Source organism: Bradyrhizobium sp. SZCCHNRI3052 (assembly GCF_032484895.1).
GTDB lineage: Bacteria > Pseudomonadota > Alphaproteobacteria > Rhizobiales > Xanthobacteraceae > Bradyrhizobium.
The window spans coordinates 28,258-45,401 of the sequence record NZ_JAUETW010000004.1; the positions used below are offsets into that span (position 1 = coordinate 28,258).

At 64.2% G+C, this 17,144-nt stretch carries 9 protein-coding genes and 2 pseudogenes; 3 read left to right on the forward strand and 8 right to left on the reverse strand.

What is annotated here, in order from left to right:
• Positions 1–436: 436 nt before the first annotated feature.
• From QW887_RS13785 to QW887_RS13795, 3 genes are read left to right on the forward strand one after another with little or no spacing between them, the layout of a single operon-like run.
• The gene (locus QW887_RS13785; protein WP_315715086.1) at positions 437–1,984 is read left to right on the forward strand and encodes a ShlB/FhaC/HecB family hemolysin secretion/activation protein; all 1,548 of its coding nucleotides are present in this window, start codon (positions 437–439) and stop codon (positions 1,982–1,984) included.
• A complete protein-coding gene (locus QW887_RS13790) occupies positions 1,984–7,275 on the forward strand; it encodes a filamentous hemagglutinin N-terminal domain-containing protein (RefSeq protein ID WP_316194629.1) in 5,292 nt (1,763 codons plus the stop codon). Before QW887_RS13785 ends, QW887_RS13790 begins: the two co-directional genes overlap by 1 nt.
• Positions 7,275–8,822 (forward strand): diguanylate cyclase, encoded by a 1,548-nt coding sequence (locus QW887_RS13795; RefSeq protein WP_316194630.1) that lies wholly within the window; start codon positions 7,275–7,277, stop codon positions 8,820–8,822. Before QW887_RS13790 ends, QW887_RS13795 begins: the two co-directional genes overlap by 1 nt.
• Positions 8,823–9,610: 788 nt before the next feature.
• Here the strand turns inward: QW887_RS13795 and QW887_RS13800 are convergent.
• From QW887_RS13800 to QW887_RS13835, 8 genes and pseudogenes are all read right to left on the reverse strand, one after another.
• Complete coding sequence (locus QW887_RS13800; RefSeq protein WP_316194687.1) at positions 9,611–9,922, reverse strand: hypothetical protein; 312 nt, start codon at positions 9,920–9,922, stop codon at positions 9,611–9,613.
• Between the two features lie 82 nt (positions 9,923–10,004).
• A pseudogene (locus QW887_RS13805) lies at positions 10,005–10,103 on the reverse strand (conjugal transfer protein TraD); the annotation flags it as partial.
• A 67-nt stretch (positions 10,104–10,170) separates the two neighbouring features.
• Positions 10,171–10,362 (reverse strand): annotated as a pseudogene (locus tag QW887_RS13810) (conjugal transfer protein TraA); the annotation flags it as partial.
• Positions 10,363–10,664: 302 nt separating this feature from the next.
• Complete coding sequence (locus tag QW887_RS13815; protein ID WP_315715082.1) at positions 10,665–11,444, reverse strand: GntR family transcriptional regulator; 780 nt, start codon at positions 11,442–11,444, stop codon at positions 10,665–10,667.
• Positions 11,445–11,456: 12 nt separating this feature from the next.
• Complete coding sequence (locus QW887_RS13820; protein ID WP_315715418.1) at positions 11,457–12,734, reverse strand: MFS transporter; 1,278 nt, start codon at positions 12,732–12,734, stop codon at positions 11,457–11,459.
• 283 nt (positions 12,735–13,017) lie between these two features.
• Positions 13,018–14,376, reverse strand: coding sequence for a sigma-54 dependent transcriptional regulator (locus QW887_RS13825; RefSeq protein WP_315715081.1), 1,359 nt, complete (start codon positions 14,374–14,376; stop codon positions 13,018–13,020).
• An 18-nt stretch (positions 14,377–14,394) separates the two neighbouring features.
• A complete protein-coding gene (locus QW887_RS13830) occupies positions 14,395–16,236 on the reverse strand; it encodes an ATP-binding protein (protein ID WP_315715080.1) in 1,842 nt (613 codons plus the stop codon).
• 173 nt (positions 16,237–16,409) lie between these two features.
• On the reverse strand, positions 16,410–17,123 hold the full coding sequence (locus tag QW887_RS13835; protein WP_315715079.1) for a GntR family transcriptional regulator: 714 nt from the start codon (positions 17,121–17,123) through the stop codon (positions 16,410–16,412).
• Positions 17,124–17,144: the final 21 nt, after the last annotated feature.

A 17,144-nucleotide genomic window follows, 5' to 3' on the forward strand; every position in this document is an offset into this window, starting at 1 on the left:
AATTGACGAAGCCGAAGTCCCAATGAGATCATGGCTGCGGAATAGCCGTGCGTCTCATGGAGCGTGTACCTGTCGGCGAGGAGGACGGCTTGGCGCTGGCTGGCTCACGATCGCTCCGTGGAATTACTGGCTGACCCCGCAGAGAGCTCCACTTCAACGTCCCATTAAGCATGAAGCGCTTAGGTCGTTGGGCTGAAAGAAGTGCGCGCGCCTCGGACAACACCGTTGGCTCGCGGAGTGACATGAGTCGAAGCGGCATATGGCGAAGCCTGTCAGCTCCCTTCTATGTGCCGCAGCCAGTATCGGGGCGCTGATGTACTCCTCGTCCGCGCTATCCCAGATCGCAGCTCCCAGTCAGGTGACTCCGCCGAGCCTGCGACCTCAATTCCCGGCGGGCGAGCAGCCGTTGCGACTACCGGGGCCGCTGGAAACGGCCGTGCCGCCCGGCAACGCAGCCATGGCCGTCGTGGTCGGCGAGGCGCAGCTCGATGGCGCGTTTCCCGAGCTTCGCACGCTCACCGACCCCCTGATCGCTCGCGTCAAGGGCCAACGTGTCAGCGTTGCCCAGATCTATGCGCTCGCGACCAACCTCGAAGGCCTCTATTCGCGCGCCGGCTATCCGCTGGTGCGGGTCAGCGTGCCGCCGCAACAGCTGGTCGACGGCGGGACACTTCGCCTTGTTGTCATCGACGGCTTCATCGAAGCGATCGACGTCAATACGCTTCCTGAGCGCGTGCGAAACGTGGTCGCCGGCCGGACCAACTTGCTGCTGGGGCGGCCGCATCTCACGACCGAACAAATCGAGCGTGCGCTGCTGATCGCGGGCGACGTTCCCGGCTTGAGGCTGCGCAGCACCCTGGTGCGCGGCACGCGCGAAGGCGGGGTACGGCTCGTGCTCGAGGGCGAGCATCGGCTGATCTCGGGCTCGGCCGGAGCCGACGATCGCCTGTCGCGTTCGCTCGGCACTTGGCAGCTGCGCGGCACGCTGGCGCTCAACAGCGCGCTCGGCGCTGGCGAGCAGATCTACGGCACGGCCGGACTCAGCACGGATTTGCGTGCGGCCTCGGCAGGCGACGCGCCGTTCTCGCTCTACGGCGGCGGGGCCGTCGTGCCGATCGGAGCGGACGGCATCACGGTCAATCCGGAATACACGCATTCGCGGACGGTCACGAAGCAGACGCCCGGCGCCCCCGCTTCGCTCGGCAGCTTCGACCGGTTCGCGCTACGCCTGCGCGGGCCGATCGGGCTGTCGCGAAAGGCGTCGCTCTACGCCAACCTCGCCGTCGAGGATGTCGAGCAGCAGATCTCGGCGCCGGATTTCGGGGTGGCGCTCAGCCACGATCATTACCGCGTGCTTCGCGGCGGCATCGACTACGCCACGACGTTGCCGTCGCAGGCAGGGCTGCAGCTCGGAGCGCAGCTCTCGAAGGGGCTCGGCGGACGCAATGCCGAGGACGCGATCACCTCGCGCGTGCCGTTGTCGCGGATCGGCGCGACGCCCGACTTCGTCAAGCTTGCGGCCACCGCGCGCCTGTCGCAACCTTTGCCCGCCGGCTTCCGCTTCGATGTCATCGGCACCAGCCAGATCACCGGCGGCAAGGCCATGCTGCGCTCCGAGCAGCTGTCGCTCGACGGAAGCGACGCGCTGTCTGCCTTCGCGTCCGGCACGTTGAATGCCGATGAGGGCTTCACCTTGCGCGGAGAGCTGGCCTACCCGTTCGTGTTCAATGCGTTCGGCACGGGGGCCGCCGCATCGCCCTATCTGTTTGCAGCCGGCGGCCGGGGCTGGATCGCGAGTCCCTCGGCCGTCGAACAAGCCGCCCTCAACGCGGGAGCCGTGGGGACCGGCGTCCGCAGCAGCGTCAGCATTCCCGGCAGCTCCGCCGATGCGAGCCTTGCAGTCGAGATCGCGCGCGGCTTCACCGACGTCAGCGGCGTGCGGCAGGGCTGGCGGGCCAATGTCCTGGGCACGGTGAGCTTCTGATGCGCGCGTTCGACCACGCACGAAACGCGCGAGCGGCGAGCGGATGGCGCAGACGCGCTGCCCTCTTGCTCGGCTGCACCTCTCTGCTCGCCATATCATCGCGCGCGCTGGCGCAAGCCGGTCTGCCGCAGGGCGGCAGCGTCGTGTCAGGTCAGGCCACGATCGGCGCGCCGGCGGGCAATACCCTCACGATCAACCAGACATCCTCCAGGGCGATCGTCGACTGGAACAGCTTCTCTGTCAGTGCCGGAAACAGCGTCAACTTCGTCCAGCCGAACTCGAGCGCAGCCATCCTCAACCGGGTCACGGGGACGACGACCTCGACCATTGCCGGCCAGGTCAGCGCAAACGGGCAGGTGTTCCTGGTCAATCCCAACGGCATCGCGATCACGCCAACTGGGTCGGTGCAGGTTGGCGGCGGCTTCGTGGCCTCGACGCTCGACATCGGCAATGCCGATTTCAACGCCGGCCGCCTGATCTTCACCGGCAAGGGCGCTTCGGCCGCCGTCAGCAATGCCGGCGCGATTTCCGGCGCGAGCGGTGCATTTGTCGGGCTGATCGGCGGGACCGTGTCCAACAGCGGCACGATCACCGTGCCGCTCGGCCGCGTCGGGCTCGGCGCCGGAGAGGCGATCACGCTCAATCCGACAGGCGACGGCTTCCTGCAGGTCGCGCTTCCCACCAAGTCCACCACCGCCGATGGCAAGGCGATCATCGACATCGCCGGCAGGATCAAGGCGGCGGGCGGCGCGATCGAGATCAAGGCGGCGGCGGCCCAGCAGGCCGTGCGCGACGTGGTCAACGTGTCCGGCGTGCTCAGCGCCCGCTCGCTGTCGGGCCGCTCCGGCCGCATCGTGCTCGGCGGCGGAAGCGGCGCGGTGACCATATCAGGACGGCTTGCGGCCAATGGCGGCCGCAGCAATGCCGGCGGCACCATCGTGGTGACCGGGAAGAAGGTTGCGCTGACCGCGACAGCGAAGGTGAGCGCCGACGGCAAGAGCGGCGGCAAGGTGCTGATCGGCGGCGATATGCGCGGCGGCCGGGATCCGTCCGCGAAGCTGGTCGCCGATGACGTGCCGACGGCCGAGACCACTTCGGTCGCGCAGGGCGCGACCATCTCGGCGAAAGGCAGTGCCGGCGATGGCGGCAAGGTCGTGCTGTGGTCGGAGCAGACGACCGACTTCCGCGGCAGCGTCGTTGCGACCGGCGCTGATGGCGGCAATGGCGGCGGCGCCGAGGTCTCGAGCCACGGCCTGCTGGACTTCCGCGGCAGTGTCGACCTGACCGCCACGGGCGGCAAGACCGGCACGCTGCTGCTCGACCCCTATGACGTGACCATCTCGACCGCGGCCGATAGCAACATGTCGAGCAGCGGCAACACCTACTCGCCGACCGGCAACAGCTCGGTGCTGTCGGTCGCCACGCTGCAAGGCGCGCTGGCGACGGCAAATGTCACCGTCGACACCGGAAGCGGCGGGTCACAGAGCGGCGACATCACCGTGGCGAACGCAGTGACCTGGGCCAGCGGCCACTCGCTGACGTTGAACGCCGCGCGTGACGTCAACGTCAATGCGGGCATCAGCACCAGCGGCGGCGGGACATTCTCGGTGTCGGCCGGCCGCGACGTGAATGTCAGCAGCAGCATCACGGCCACCGGCGGAGCCCTCAACGTCAATCTGGCTGCGTCCGGAAGCTCGGGCTCGCTCGTTATCAACGGCGCAACCATCGACACGAATGGCGGCGCGCTGACCGGGTCCGCAGTTCAGGCGGGGAGCAACGCGGCTGTCTGGCTGGCCAATAGCACCCTCAACGTCGGCGCTCTGACGCTCACGGGCACCTCGGCCTCCGGCAACGGGGTCGTATTCGCCGGATCGAACGCCATCACCAACACCAGCGGCGGCACGTTGAGCATCAGCGGAAGCAGCCCCACGTTGCCGGCATTCGTGCTGCAGGCCGGTGCGAGTCTGGATACCGCCGGCGCAGTCAGCATCACCGGAACGTCGAACAGCAGTGTCGGCGTCTATCTGCTGGGCAACAACACCATCACCGATCATTCCGGCGGTCTGACCCTGAGCGGGACGACGTCATCCAACGTCGGATTCTGGATCAACAGTGGCAACAACACCTTCACCAACTCTGGTGGCGGCACGCTCGCGCTGAACGGCACGGTCACGACCTCATCCGGATCCCAGGGCATCGCATTTAACTCAGGCGTGGGCCTGACCACGTCGGGCACGGTCACGCTCACCGGCACATCGATCACCTCCAACGGTGTCGAATTCCAAGGCTCGAACCTCGTCACCGACACTGCCGGAAACCTTACCGTCAGCGGAGCCAGTACCACCGGCATCGGCGTCTTCTTTACCGCCACACCAACAACGCTGACCAATTCCGGGACGGGAGCTCTTTCGATCTCAGGCAGTTCGGTTGCGGGCGCGGGAGGGGGATTTGGCGCGGCCATCAATTCCGACCTGACGACGTCGGGCAACATCTCGATCTCCGGCACCGACACCGGCACCTCCTACGGCCTGTACCTGAACGGCTCCGCGATCACCAGCAACTCGGGCAATCTCACGCTGAGCGGCTCCTCGACGGGTTCGAATGGCGTCTGGGATCAGGGCAACGGCACCTTGGCGCTGACCAACGCGGGGGCCGGCACATTCCAGCTGATCGGCAGCACACCCAGCGCCAGTCGTGGCATCCGCTTCAATACCGGCAGCAATCTGACCACCCTGGGCTCCGTCTCACTGAACGGGTCGTCGGGAAGCGGTGAAGGCCTGTCGTTCAAAGGCAGCAACATCGTCACGATTCTGAACGGCACGCCGAGCTTTGCAGGCAGCTCGACCTCCGGCAGCGGCGTCTTCTTCCAGGGCGCCACGACCATCGATAACCAGGGGACCGGCACGGCGACGTTCTCGGGCACGTCAAACAGCGGCTTTGGCGTGAACTTCACCGGGACGAACACTGTGTCCGGCAACGTATCGTTCGCGGGCATCTCGACGGCGAGCGACGGCGTCAGCTTTGGATCAGCCTCGAGCCTCGCCGTAACGGGCGGGAACGTCGCCGTCAGCGGCATCTCCACCGCCACGAGCGGGTCGGGCTCGACGGTCGGCACTTACTTCTCCGGTGCGACGGTCAGTAACTCGGGCAGCGGATCGCTGACCATCACTGGAACCTCCAACGACACGGGGCCGACGAACAGCGGGAGCGCCGGCGTGCTCTTTGCCGGCACCGACGCCATCAGCAATTCCGGCGCTGGCACGCTGGCCATTTCGGGATTCAATCCGTCCGGCTACGGACTCCAGTTCCGGAATTTCTCTGCTGTAACTACATCTGGCACCATGTCGCTGGCTGGAACGTCGAGCACGGGTTATGGCGTGTTGGCATCGCTCGCCAGCTTCACCGCAACGGGAAGTGTGACGCTGACCGGCACCTCGAACAGCAATGTCGGCATGGTCGCCAACGGAGGCAACACGCTGACCGCGACGAGCGGCGCTTTGATCCTGCAAGGCACTTCGGTGTCCGCTGATGGCCTGCAACTGCGCGGGACGCTCGCCACCAGCGGCTCGGGGCTTGTGTCGATCAGCGGAACGAGTAGCGGCGGAAGCGGCATCGCGGTCAACGCCAATGTGACCTCCTCCGGCACCACGTCGATCTCAGGCAGCTCGACCAGCGGCAACGGCATCTATTTGCGGGGCAGCACCACGATCGACAATCTGAGCGGAACCGCCGTGACGTTCGCCGGCACGAGCACCAGCGGGGCCGGAGTGACGATCGATCAAGGCAGCACGCTCACGACCTCAGGCGACCTGCAGCTGAGGGGGACGAGCAGCACCGGATCCGGCCTCGTCGCCAGCGGTAGCAACGCCATTACGGCCAACTCGGGCGCGGTCACCCTTGTAGGCAGCACCTCGTCCGCCTCGGCTGTCGGAATCGACACGTCTGCAGCCGGGGTTGCGATCACCAACAACGGCACCGGCACCCTCATCCTCGACGGTCGCGGCGGCGACCGGCTCGGCGCCACGATCACCTCAGGCGCGGCGCCGGTGGTGATCAGTGACACTGGTGCGGTGAGCCAGATCGGCGGCGCCATCGCTGCTACGGCGCTGCGGCTGTCGGGCGGAACGAGCTACGTGCTTGGCGCCGACAACACTGTCGGCACGCTTGCCGCCAGCGGTATCGGCGCGCTCACCTTCAACAACGCACAGAGTTTGACCATCGGTGCGGTACAGGGGATCAGCGGAATCAGCGCCAGCGCCAACGCGACGATCCTCTCGGCCGGCGACCTGACGATCGCAAGCGGCAGCGCGGTGGTCGCCGCAAGCCCGGTCCTATCGGCAGCTCGTGCCTTCATCAACAATGCCGGCAGCGGCGCGGTGAGCGCGACGTCCGGCCGCTGGCTGATCTATTCGGCCGCACCCGGCGCCGACAGTTTCGGCGGATTGGACAGCGGCAATCCTGCGATCTGGAACGCGACCTACCAGTCGGTGCCGCCGGGGAGCGTGAGTGCGCCGGGCAATCGTTACCTGTTTGCGGCTGCCGCGCCCGGGACGGCCGGGAATGGCTCATCGTCCGCGAACACGGATCTCATTCCGGCCCCATCGACGCCCGCTCTGATTCCCCCCTCGCCGTCCTCCACGCCCGATTCCGGCGTCTTGAACGGCTTTGGAGCCGCAGCTGAGTCAGTGAACAATGGAAGGACCAGCGGCGGTGCTGGAGGTAGCCATGGCGGCTTGGGCGGTGCGGCCTCTGCCTCGAGCGCTTCCCAGGGTTCGGCAGGCCAAGGCCCTGCAGCCGGCCCGGCAAAGTCCGCAGCCGAGCATGCCGCTGCGGCTCCGCCGGCCGCCGCACCCGTGCCGCCGCCGAGCCAACCCGCCCAAGCTGCCCCCGAGCCACCGATCTTATCCGCGCCGCCCACCACGATCGCGCCTGCGCCAGCCCGAAGCATGGTCGATCTTGCGCTGTCGCGCCTCAATCGCGAAGCGCTCGCGACCACCATTGCCGAGGAAATTTCGCGTGTGGCCCGCTCCGCCGCGAGGTCATTGAGGGCCGCCGAATTCACCATTGCGGCCGCAAGCTCGGTCCTGACCGTCGGCTTCATCGCTTGGCTGCTGCGCGGCGGGACGCTGCTCGCCGCGTTCCTGGCCTCGGTCCCGCTGTGGCGCGGCTTCGATCCTTTGATGGTGGTGCTGCGGCCGCGGAGGACGGAAAGGACCCGCGCCACATCCGAGGTTGATGCGATGTTCGAGGGCGGCCAGGGAGCCGGTCGATCGCTCGCGGACATCACGTGATGAAGCGATGGCTGTCCCCCAAACTCCAGCTCAGCCTCGGTCTGGTATCCTTGACCGTCAGCCTAATTCTCGTCGCCGCCTCGCTTGGCTTGCTGCCAAACGAGGAGAGAGCCGAGCTGGAGCAGCGCGGCGTCACCGCAACCGCGCTGGCGGTGCAACTCGCCGTCCTCGCCAGCCGCAATGACACGGCCGCGATCAAGGACACGATCGACGTCGTGGTCAGCCGCAGCCCAGCCATCCTCTCCATTGCCATCCGCGACGCGCATGGCAATATCCTCGCCGGATCCGATCGCCACCTGACCCACTGGCGCGAGCTGCCCGACGGCAAGTCGACCGCGACGCATATCCAGGTGCCGCTGTTCAATGATGACACGCCTGCCGGTCGGATCGAGATCGCCTTCAGGCCGCTCACCAGCGGAGCGAACCCGCTCGATCTGGGGCCGGCCCTGTTCGCGTTCGTGGGATTCATGGCGGTTACGGGCTTTGCCGGCTTCTACCTGGTGCTTGGCCGCGCCCTGCGCGAGCTCGATCCGAGTCGCACGATTCCGAAGCGGATCGAGGCGGCGTTCGATACCCTCGCTGAGGGCGTGCTGATCATTGACGACGACGAGCGCGTGCTGCTCGCAAACCGGGCTTTCAAACACAACGTTCTGACCGGTGGCGAGCTTGAGCTCGGCTCTCCGGCCAGCGGATTGCCGTGGCTTTCGTCGGTGGCGGCTCCGGTTGCGCCAAGCGATCTGCCGTGGCGTGTCGCCCTGGAACATGAGCATCCGGTGCTCGGCGCGGAGCTGAGCATTCGCGATGCCGGCGGCGGCATGCACCGGGTCGTCGTCAACGCGACCCGCATCCTCGACGGCAGCGGGACGGCACGCGGCGCCATCGTCACGTTCACCGACGTGACGGCCTTGCATGAAACCAATATGCGGCTGAGCGCCTCGGTCGAGGAGCTGCGCAAGGCACAGCGGCATATCTCCGATCAGAATCTCGAGTTGCAATATCTTGCCTCGCGCGACCCTCTGACCGGCTGTCTCAACCGTCGCACCTTTTTCGAACAGGCGGAAGCACTGCTGACCGAAGCAATCCGCACTCGGCGTCCGTTCGTCTTCATGATGGTCGACGCCGACCACTTCAAGCGGATCAACGATCGGTTCGGCCATGCCTTCGGCGACAAGGTGCTGGTCGGGCTCTCCGACCAGTTGCAGACATTCTGCGGCGGGCCGCATCTGGTCGGCCGTTACGGCGGTGAAGAGTTTTGCGTCGCGCTGATCGGCCTGAGCAAGACCTCGGCCGAACACGTGGCCGAGCAGGTGAGACGGTCGGTGTCGAACGTCGGGACTTGGCTGCCGGGCAGCGAACGCGTGACCGTCAGCATCGGGCTCGCGCCTCTCGACGATCCGCGCGACAAGCTCCTCGATCTGGTCAACCGCGCAGACAAGGCGCTTTACGCAGCCAAGACGGCGGGCCGAAATCGCGTGGTCGTGGAACGCACTAAGGATGCGGCGCCCACGTCGTGCGAGAGCGGCTTCCCGGGCCGGTTGGCGCTGTGATCCCTAACGAACGACGCAGGCGGTCGGCCTTAGATGCCCTACCGTATCGGGGCGGACGCCGTCGCAGCGCTCGGCCAGCGGGCTCGCCGGACGACGGAATGCCAGCAATGGCTGATACGCAAGCCCTCGCGATCGCCGGTTTGTAGGTCGTGGGCCATGCTGCGCTCATCGGTACCCTTGATGGTGGTGACGCTCGGCGAAACGCCGACGCAGCGGCTCGGCATGGTCGACACCTCAACGACCCGATTTGCGAAATCAAGGTCGTCTTGGATGTTGCACGACGAGCAGTGACCGATGATCGTTCAGATCAAAGCGCTGGTTCTCAAAGAGCCGGGCCCGTCATGGATTAGGACGTTCCGGGATAACGTTCCCGTCCCGATACTACTTTCACATCCCGAGCGCACCAAGCAGGCGCGGCGGGGTCGCCGAAGAATATGCGAGCATGAGCGAGAACTGCAGCGCAAGCTTCGTCGTAAGGCGGACTGAGGTTGCCTCGACTGAAGGACCCTTGCGCCGGAGAGCTCCGTGCAAGCCTACGCCGCGCTTGCCACAACGACTCTCGGTCGAAGGAGTCGACGCAGTTAGTTCGGGTGGAGTTCTTGTAAGATGGCGTTACAGGGTCGTTGGTCAACATTGAACGGCACCAAGTTACGGCGGGCCAGGACAGATTCTAGAAACACCGTCCCAACGGCGTTGGGGCGGCCCTGGAGCGCCTGGACCATCCCGAGATCGGCGGACGGCTCCTGAGCATCGTCTGCGCGAGGCGGCGCGCAGACGACTTGCCGATCTCAGCTCAGCCCGATCATCCGTGCGAAGCGGGTTGCTGTCCTCACCTCCGGCTGCTGTTCAATCTCCGGCTGTTCCGACCGGTTCAGCACCGCCAGGGAGATCAGGACGATCTGGGCGACATATTCGATCACCATCGAGAACAGCTCACCGTCCGGGCTGTGATAGTCGATCCGCGTTGCCTGGCCATCCTGCACGGTCCTGACGACCGTCCAGCCCAGCCGATTGCTGGTATGTCGGATCAGTTCGCCGATGGTGTGAATCTGAAAACGTGATGGGTCCTGCCGCAGGATCTCGCGCGCCTTTGCGTTCATCGTCAGGATGCGCGCGCTCTCGACCCTGTTCTGACCATCCATGACCGGCACGGCCGCGATGATCCCGAGCGGCGATCGGTCCGCGATCATCGCCGGTCAAGTCCACGACACGAGCCTTGACGACGAGGCCGCCGAGTTCAATGAGATGCCGCGTGCGCTTGCGGCGCACGACCTGCCGCATATCATGCCGCACCCTTGCTGCCTGTTGACGATTGCGCGCCGCCCGGTTGCGCCCGAGAGCCGCCAGCGAAGCAGTCGGCGCGGCGGCCCGAATCGATGCGCAGTTCGGTCTCGAGGTCGAGCGCGCGGCTGGCGCGGTTGACCCGGCTGCCAGCCGCTTCGCGGGCAAGCTCAGCGTTCTTGTAGGCGGCTTCGGCATCGAGCGAGCCATAAGGCCGCACCTCCTCGAATACCCGGCGGATCTTTTGGAGTTCATCAATACCGGCTTAGCTCCACTTCCTCATAGCGCTCCAGGGCCTGGATGCCCGGGATGCTGAGGTAGCCCTCAAAGCGCGGCCGCTGCTCGTCGACCGTGAACGGTTCGAGCGCAACTATCAGGAGCGGCTCCTTGCGGTCGGCCGCACACGTCCGCAAACGTCGAGTAAGGTCGGCACGAGACTGCAGCTAAAGACCAGTTTGCCAGTCCACACGAACGCAAACGACCCACCAGCTCGATCGATGGCAACGATCGACCGTCGAACTTCGCGGGCGCCGTGAGTGCGAGACCACCAGGTGGGATGGTTCAGCCTGCAGCGGCGGCAATGGCCCAGCGCGATCTGGCCTCCCGTATCAATTCTGGCAAATTTGCGATCGTTCGGTGCATGTGGGCTTCCAGGCGCGCGCACGCGCGCGCGGCGTTCTGGCTGCGGACGCCGTCCGCGATATCAAGACAGTCACGGAGCTCGGAGTCCGGATCGGCGTCTTGGGAGATGACGAGGCATCGAATATACCGGCTGCGGTCGTTGAAGTTTTTTATCATTCGCAGCATCTCCTCGTTCCTCGATATCTGCGCGATCTGCTCGAACACACCCTCGATGGCGGCAGCATAATGCTTGGCGCGATTCCTTGCCGAATTCGCGGGCGGAAGCGCCGCCACTCTCATCGCGCTTCGGCCAAAGCGTACGGCCGACGACGACTCCAAAGCCTTCCTGAGATTATACGCGAGTACCAGCCGAGCAAACTCATAGAGGTCCTGCAGCTCCGCTGCGTCCGGGACCCTCGAGAAGAAGCCTCGCTTCGGAACGATATCAATCAGCCCCTCGCCATGAAGACGCTCGAGAGCTTGTCTCACCGGTGTCGCGCTCGCCCTGACATAGTCAGCAAGCTCGTCGATGCGCAGGTGCTCGCCTGGCAAAATGATCTTCGACTCCGACGTCAACTCGTAATGTGTGACCAATTCCTTGATTCGGGCGTAGGCAACATCGACTCGATTGAATTCGCTGTCCATATCGATACCTGCTGCGCGAGGATTGCTGATCCGGCGGGCTTGAGCCGAAGGCTGCGCGGCGCGTCGCGCGCTCATGCGACGCGTCGCTCATCTCGCTTCCTGCTCACGATCGATCGCCGAGTGCCGCCGGGTGTCGCGCATGGCGAGATAGACGACAAGAGAGGTCGCAATGCAGCCGGTGAGGTAGAAATAGAACCAGCTTTCGTGACCGATCGACTTGAACCAAAGCGCGATCGACTCTGCCGTGCCGCCGAAGATCGAAACGGTCAATGCATATGGCAGCGCTACGCCCGTTGCTCGAATTGCAGTTGGGAACAGTTCGGCCTTGACCACCGCATTGATCGAGGTATAGCCGGATACGATCAACCACGCCGCCGCGATCAGGAGGAATGCGGTAAACGGATCGTGGACTCCCTGCAGCGTGTTCAGAAGCGGAATCGTGAACAGAGTTCCGCCCAATCCGAACCCGATCAACAGCCATTTGCGTCCGATGCGATCGGAAAGGGCGCCATAGAGCGGCTGCAGCGCCATCGCGAAGATCAGGCTACAGGCGGTGACCATGGTCGTTTGATCATCGGTCAGCTTGACGGAGAGCTTCAGGTATTTCTGCATGTAGGTGGTATAGGTGTAGAAGGCCGCAGTCCCGCCCATGGTTAGTCCAACAACGAGCAGGACTTCACGTCGGAACTGACCCAGCGCACGCAGCGAACTCCCCTGTCTTGCCGCCTTCGCGCGGGTGAATACATCCGTTTCGTGCAGATTACGACGCATGACGGCGGCCACGACGGCCAGCAGCGCGCCGATCACGAACGGAATACGCCAGCCCCATCCCCGAAGCTGCTCCTCCGTCAGGAGCACCTTCTGCAAGACCAGGAGAACGACGATCGCGCAGAGCTGGCCGCCAATCAACGTCACATATTGGAAGCTGGAATAGAATCCGCGGTTCTTTTCGTCCGCGACCTCGCTCAGGTAAGTTGCGCTGGCGCCATATTCACCGCCAAGGCTGATTCCCTGCACGACTCGCGCGAAACCAAGCAGGACCGGCGCCGCAAAGCCGATCGACGCATAGGTGGGCGTCACGGCGATGATCAGAGAGCCGAAGCACATCATCAAGACCGACAAGGTCAAGGCATTGCGGCGGCCATGATGATCTGCAAAATGGCCGAATAGCCAGCCTCCAAGTGGGCGGACAAGAAAGCCGGCGGCAAACAGCAGCGCGGCATTCAACTGCTGCACAACCTCGTCGCCCTCAGGAAAGAACGATTTGGCGAAATACAACGCAAACGCGGCATAGGCGTAGAAGTCATACCATTCCACCAGATTTCCGATCGAGCCGACGAAGATCGCGCGCAAGCGGCTACCCATCCCAAGGCCGTCACGGCGTGCTTCATCGGCGGCCGCAACGAGGGTGGGGTTGATAGCTCGCTCAAGATTCATGGCGTCCTCCGAGTGCACGTTTTCTTAGGCTCTAAGGCCAATCGTGCTCATGCCTGAGCAACCCGCGTGCCAGCCGGCCGCGGCCGCCGACCGCGCCGGCAAACAAAGCGATTTCAGATGGTTGCATTGCGCCCCGCGTGAAACGGGCTCGCGGCGCTCAGCGGAATTCCGCCGATCCGCGTCGGCGTGTGAGCGGGAATCCGCCTCGTGCCTAGCAGGAGGTTCGGCTGGGTCGCAGCAAGCCGTACCTTGCCATTTTTTCGTTGAGCGTCCGCCGTGGCACGCCGAGACTTTCCATAACCGCCACAACCGACCAGTTGTGCTCCAGCAAAGACGCCTCGATCAGCATGCGCTCATAAGCTGCGACACGCTCGGAGAGCGAGCGCCTTGCGCCCGCTCCTTCGGCCCGCCGCAGAATTTCCGCGACGCGGCGACCCGTTGCGGCCAGGCCGAGCGCGTAGCGTTCAGCCACGTTCTTCAATTCCCGAACGTTGCCTGGCCAGTCATGGGTCAGCAGCGCATCGAAATCCTCGGCTCCGAGTGGGGTCAAGTCACGGCCGCTGCGCCGGGCGGCTTCCGCGGCGAAATGCTGGAATAGCAGCAGCACGTCGTTGCCCCGTTCGCGCAGCGGCGGCAGACGGATCTCCGCCGCGGCCAAGCGGAAGTAGAGATCGGCACGAAAGCGGCCGCTGCGGCTGTCGGCCGCGAGATCGGCCTTCGCGGCGGCGATCACACGGACGTCGATCGGGATCAGCCGGTTCGATCCCACCCGCTCGACCACGCGCTCCTGAAGAACGCGCAGGATCTTGACCTGAAACGCGTGTGGCATGCTTTCAATTTCATCGAGCAGGAGGGTTCCGCCGCTGGCATGTTCGAACTTCCCGATGCGAGCCCCGCGTGCGCCGGTAAACGCCCCCGCCTCGTGACCCAGCAGTTCGCTCTCGAACAGCTCGGCGGGGACGGCCGCGCAATTCACCGCAACGAAAGGAGCTCGTGCCCGCGGACCAAGGTCGTGCAGTGCGCGAGCGACGACCTCCTTTCCCGTGCCGCTCTCGCCGAAGAGGATCACATCCCTGTCGTGCTCGGCGAGCTCGCCAACGGACTTTCGCAGCGTGGCCATCGCTGGCGATGTCCCGAGGAGACGTCGCTCCAGCTCACCTTCGGCGCCGAGCCGGCTCGTGAGTTGCCTGAGTTGACGCTTCAATCCTGATTGTTCTGCCGCCCGTGCCAGCACGGCAGACATATGATCCGGGTTGGCAGGTTTCTGCAAAAAGTCGTAGACGCCCTCGCGCATGGCCGCTACCGCGAGTGCAACGTCGCCGTGAGCAGTCAGCAGTATGACCGGAATGTCGGGATCGATGCGCTGCACGTCGCGCATCAGTTCGATGCCGGATCGATGCGGCATCCGGAAGTCGGTCAGTACCACGTCGGGCAGCTCGGCCTGAAGCATCGAAAGCGCCTCGTCCGCATTTCGGGCGGTGCGCACGTCGAAGCCGCCCAGCTCCAGCCATTGTCTGATCGAGCTGCGAACGATCTCCTCGTCGTCGACGACAAGAATCGATTTGCTCATCCACATACCCCGATAGATCTAGGCCGGCGCGGACGGCGCCGGCAGGGTCACCCAAAACCGGCTTCCGATTTGCGCTTCACTCTCAACCGAAATCGTGCCTCCGAGCTCCCTCACGATTCCATAGCTGATTGAAAGACCGAGGCCGAGCCCTTCACCGATTTCCTTGGTGGTGAAGAACGGATCGAACAGCGACTTCATGTGCTCCGCGGAGATTCCGCTCCCGGTGTCTGCGACCTCGGTCGTAACGGTGCTCCCCGCACGACGGATGGAGACCGTGAGAACTCGGCGCGGGCGATCACGCATCGACTGGACCGCGTTCGAGAGCAGGTTGACGAAGACCTGCTCCAGACGGATCGGGTTCGCTTCGACGTGAGCCGGCTCCGCTGGCAAGTCCAGGACAACCTCGATACCTTCATTTCTGATCCGGTACTGCAGAAGCCGCATCGCATTGCCAAGTGTCACACCGACATCGACTCTGCTGGTTGCCCCTGTCTCCTTGCGCGCGAACATGCGCAAGTGACCGATCAATGCCATCATTCGCTCGGCTATGGACGACATCAAGTCGAGGTTCAAGGCCGTTCGTTCGATCTCGTTGCGTTGCAACAAGACTCGGCTGCTTGCGATGTAAGTGGTGAGTGCCGCGAGTGGCTGGTTGATTTCATGCGCCACCCCCGCCAGCGCCTGTCCAAGACTGGCAAGCTTCGCACTCTGCACCAAGCTCTCGTGGGTTTGTCGCAACTCCTGTTCGGTGCGCGTCCGTTCCAGGACTTCGCTCGTCAGCTGACGATTGGCTTCGCGAAGCTCCATCGTGCGCTCCGCAACACTTCGTTCCAGCAGCTCGTTTGCTTCGCCCTTGGCTTTCATCGATTGCCGCCATTGATAGGCTACAAGTCCGAGCAGCTGTACTGTGAGAACGGCAAAGCCGGCTGTGGCGGCGACCGTCATTGCATGCCGTCGCGCGTCTCCGATATCCGAGAAGATCAGAAGCTGCCACCCATGCGCCGGCAGATGCCGCGCACGCAGCGCATATTCGTGAACGTCATTGTCGTCGCCCAGTCCAACCGATACGTTGCCTGATGCCGCCGAGGAATGCAGGATCGGGGCATTTTCGATCGTGTCGCCGAACTGCCGGGACTTGTTGAGACGCGCGACCGCGCTCGAGGGCAGCGTTCGCAGCGGGTGATATTTCCACCGCGCGCGGCTGGCCAAGATCACCACGCCTCCTTCATCTTCCATGGCCACCAGATCACCGGCCCTGACCCAATCGGCCTCCAGCGGCGTCAAATCGATCTTCACGACGGCGACCCCGATCGTAAGCTCGCCTTCCGTGATCCGTTGCGACAAGAAGTAACCAGGCAGGCCGGTCGTCACCCCGACGGCATAGAGCTGCCCTTCCCCGTCACGGATTGCGCTCTGGAAATAGGGGCGAAAGTCGTACGCATGCCCGACGAAGCTCTTTGCTCCATCATAATTGCTTGCTGCTAGCGCCACCCCTGCCGTGTCCAGTACGTAGAGCTCGGCCGATCCCGCGGCCTGATTTAGCGACTTGAGATAGCGGTTGGCTGCTTCGACGACTGCCCCGTCGCCCGGTGTCCGGAACAGCCGGCGCACCGGGTCGGCGAGTGAAAGAACCGTGGGCAGATATCGGAAGCGGGCAACGGTTGCATCGAACGTGCTGCCGATCAACGTGAGCCGATCATCGGAATCGCGGCTCATCTGCGCGAGCCCAGCGCTCAGGGCCAATCGGTAGGACAGCAGCGCGACTCCCACGATTGCCAGGATGGCAACGGCCGCGATAACCGGCCAAGCCCTTGAGAGCTCACGCGGCAGTTCCAGTCGGCTCGAAAACCACGCCGACATTGATACACTCCCGCTCACGCCAGCTCGAATGATGGACCTGACCTACGCTTCGGTCACCTCGCGAATTCTCCCCGCTCATGCCGGATCCAGAGCTTCACCCGCAACCGGAGTCTTGGACCCTCTTATGAGTCGAAGGTCGATGTACCCCGCGGCGTTTTACGGTCGAATGAGATCTATACGGCCGCAGCCATCGTCCAGCGTGACCTGGCGTCCCTGATGAGCTCCGGCAGATCGACGATCATCCGACACATGTGCGTTTCCAATTTGGCACACGCACCTTTCGGATCCTGATCACGGAGCAATTCGATCAACTCGAGACATTCTCGTACCTGGGCGCCTTGATCCGGGCTTTGCAGGATCGAGAGGCATCGGACATATCGGCTGCGATCATTGAAGTTCCGCATCATTCTCAGCATCTGCTCGTTTCGCGACAGCTGCGTGATCTGCTCGAAGACGCCTTCGATGGTCATCGCATGATGTTTGACGCACTTCGTTGCCGAGTGACCCACTGCAACGGCTTCCACTTTCATCAAACCCCGGCCGAGACGCGCAACCGAGGACGGATCGAGTGGCCTCGTGATATTGTGCTCAAGAACCAGCCGGGCAAATTCATACAGGTCCTGCAGCTCGGACGCGTTCGGAACCTTGGAAAAGAAGCCTCGCTTCGCGATGCTGTCGATCAGTCCCTCGCCTTGCAGGCGCTCCAGCGCTTGGCGCACAGGCGTTGCGCTCGCATTGACGCGATCCGCCAGATCGTCAATGTGCAGATGCTCTCCCGGAAGCACCCGGACCTTGCTGTCAGGGACCAGATCATAGTGGATGACGAGGTCCTTGAGCTTAGTGTAAGCGGTGTCTACCTTGCTGATATCCCCGTCTGTATCACGCATGCCACGTCCCCTTGAACCACC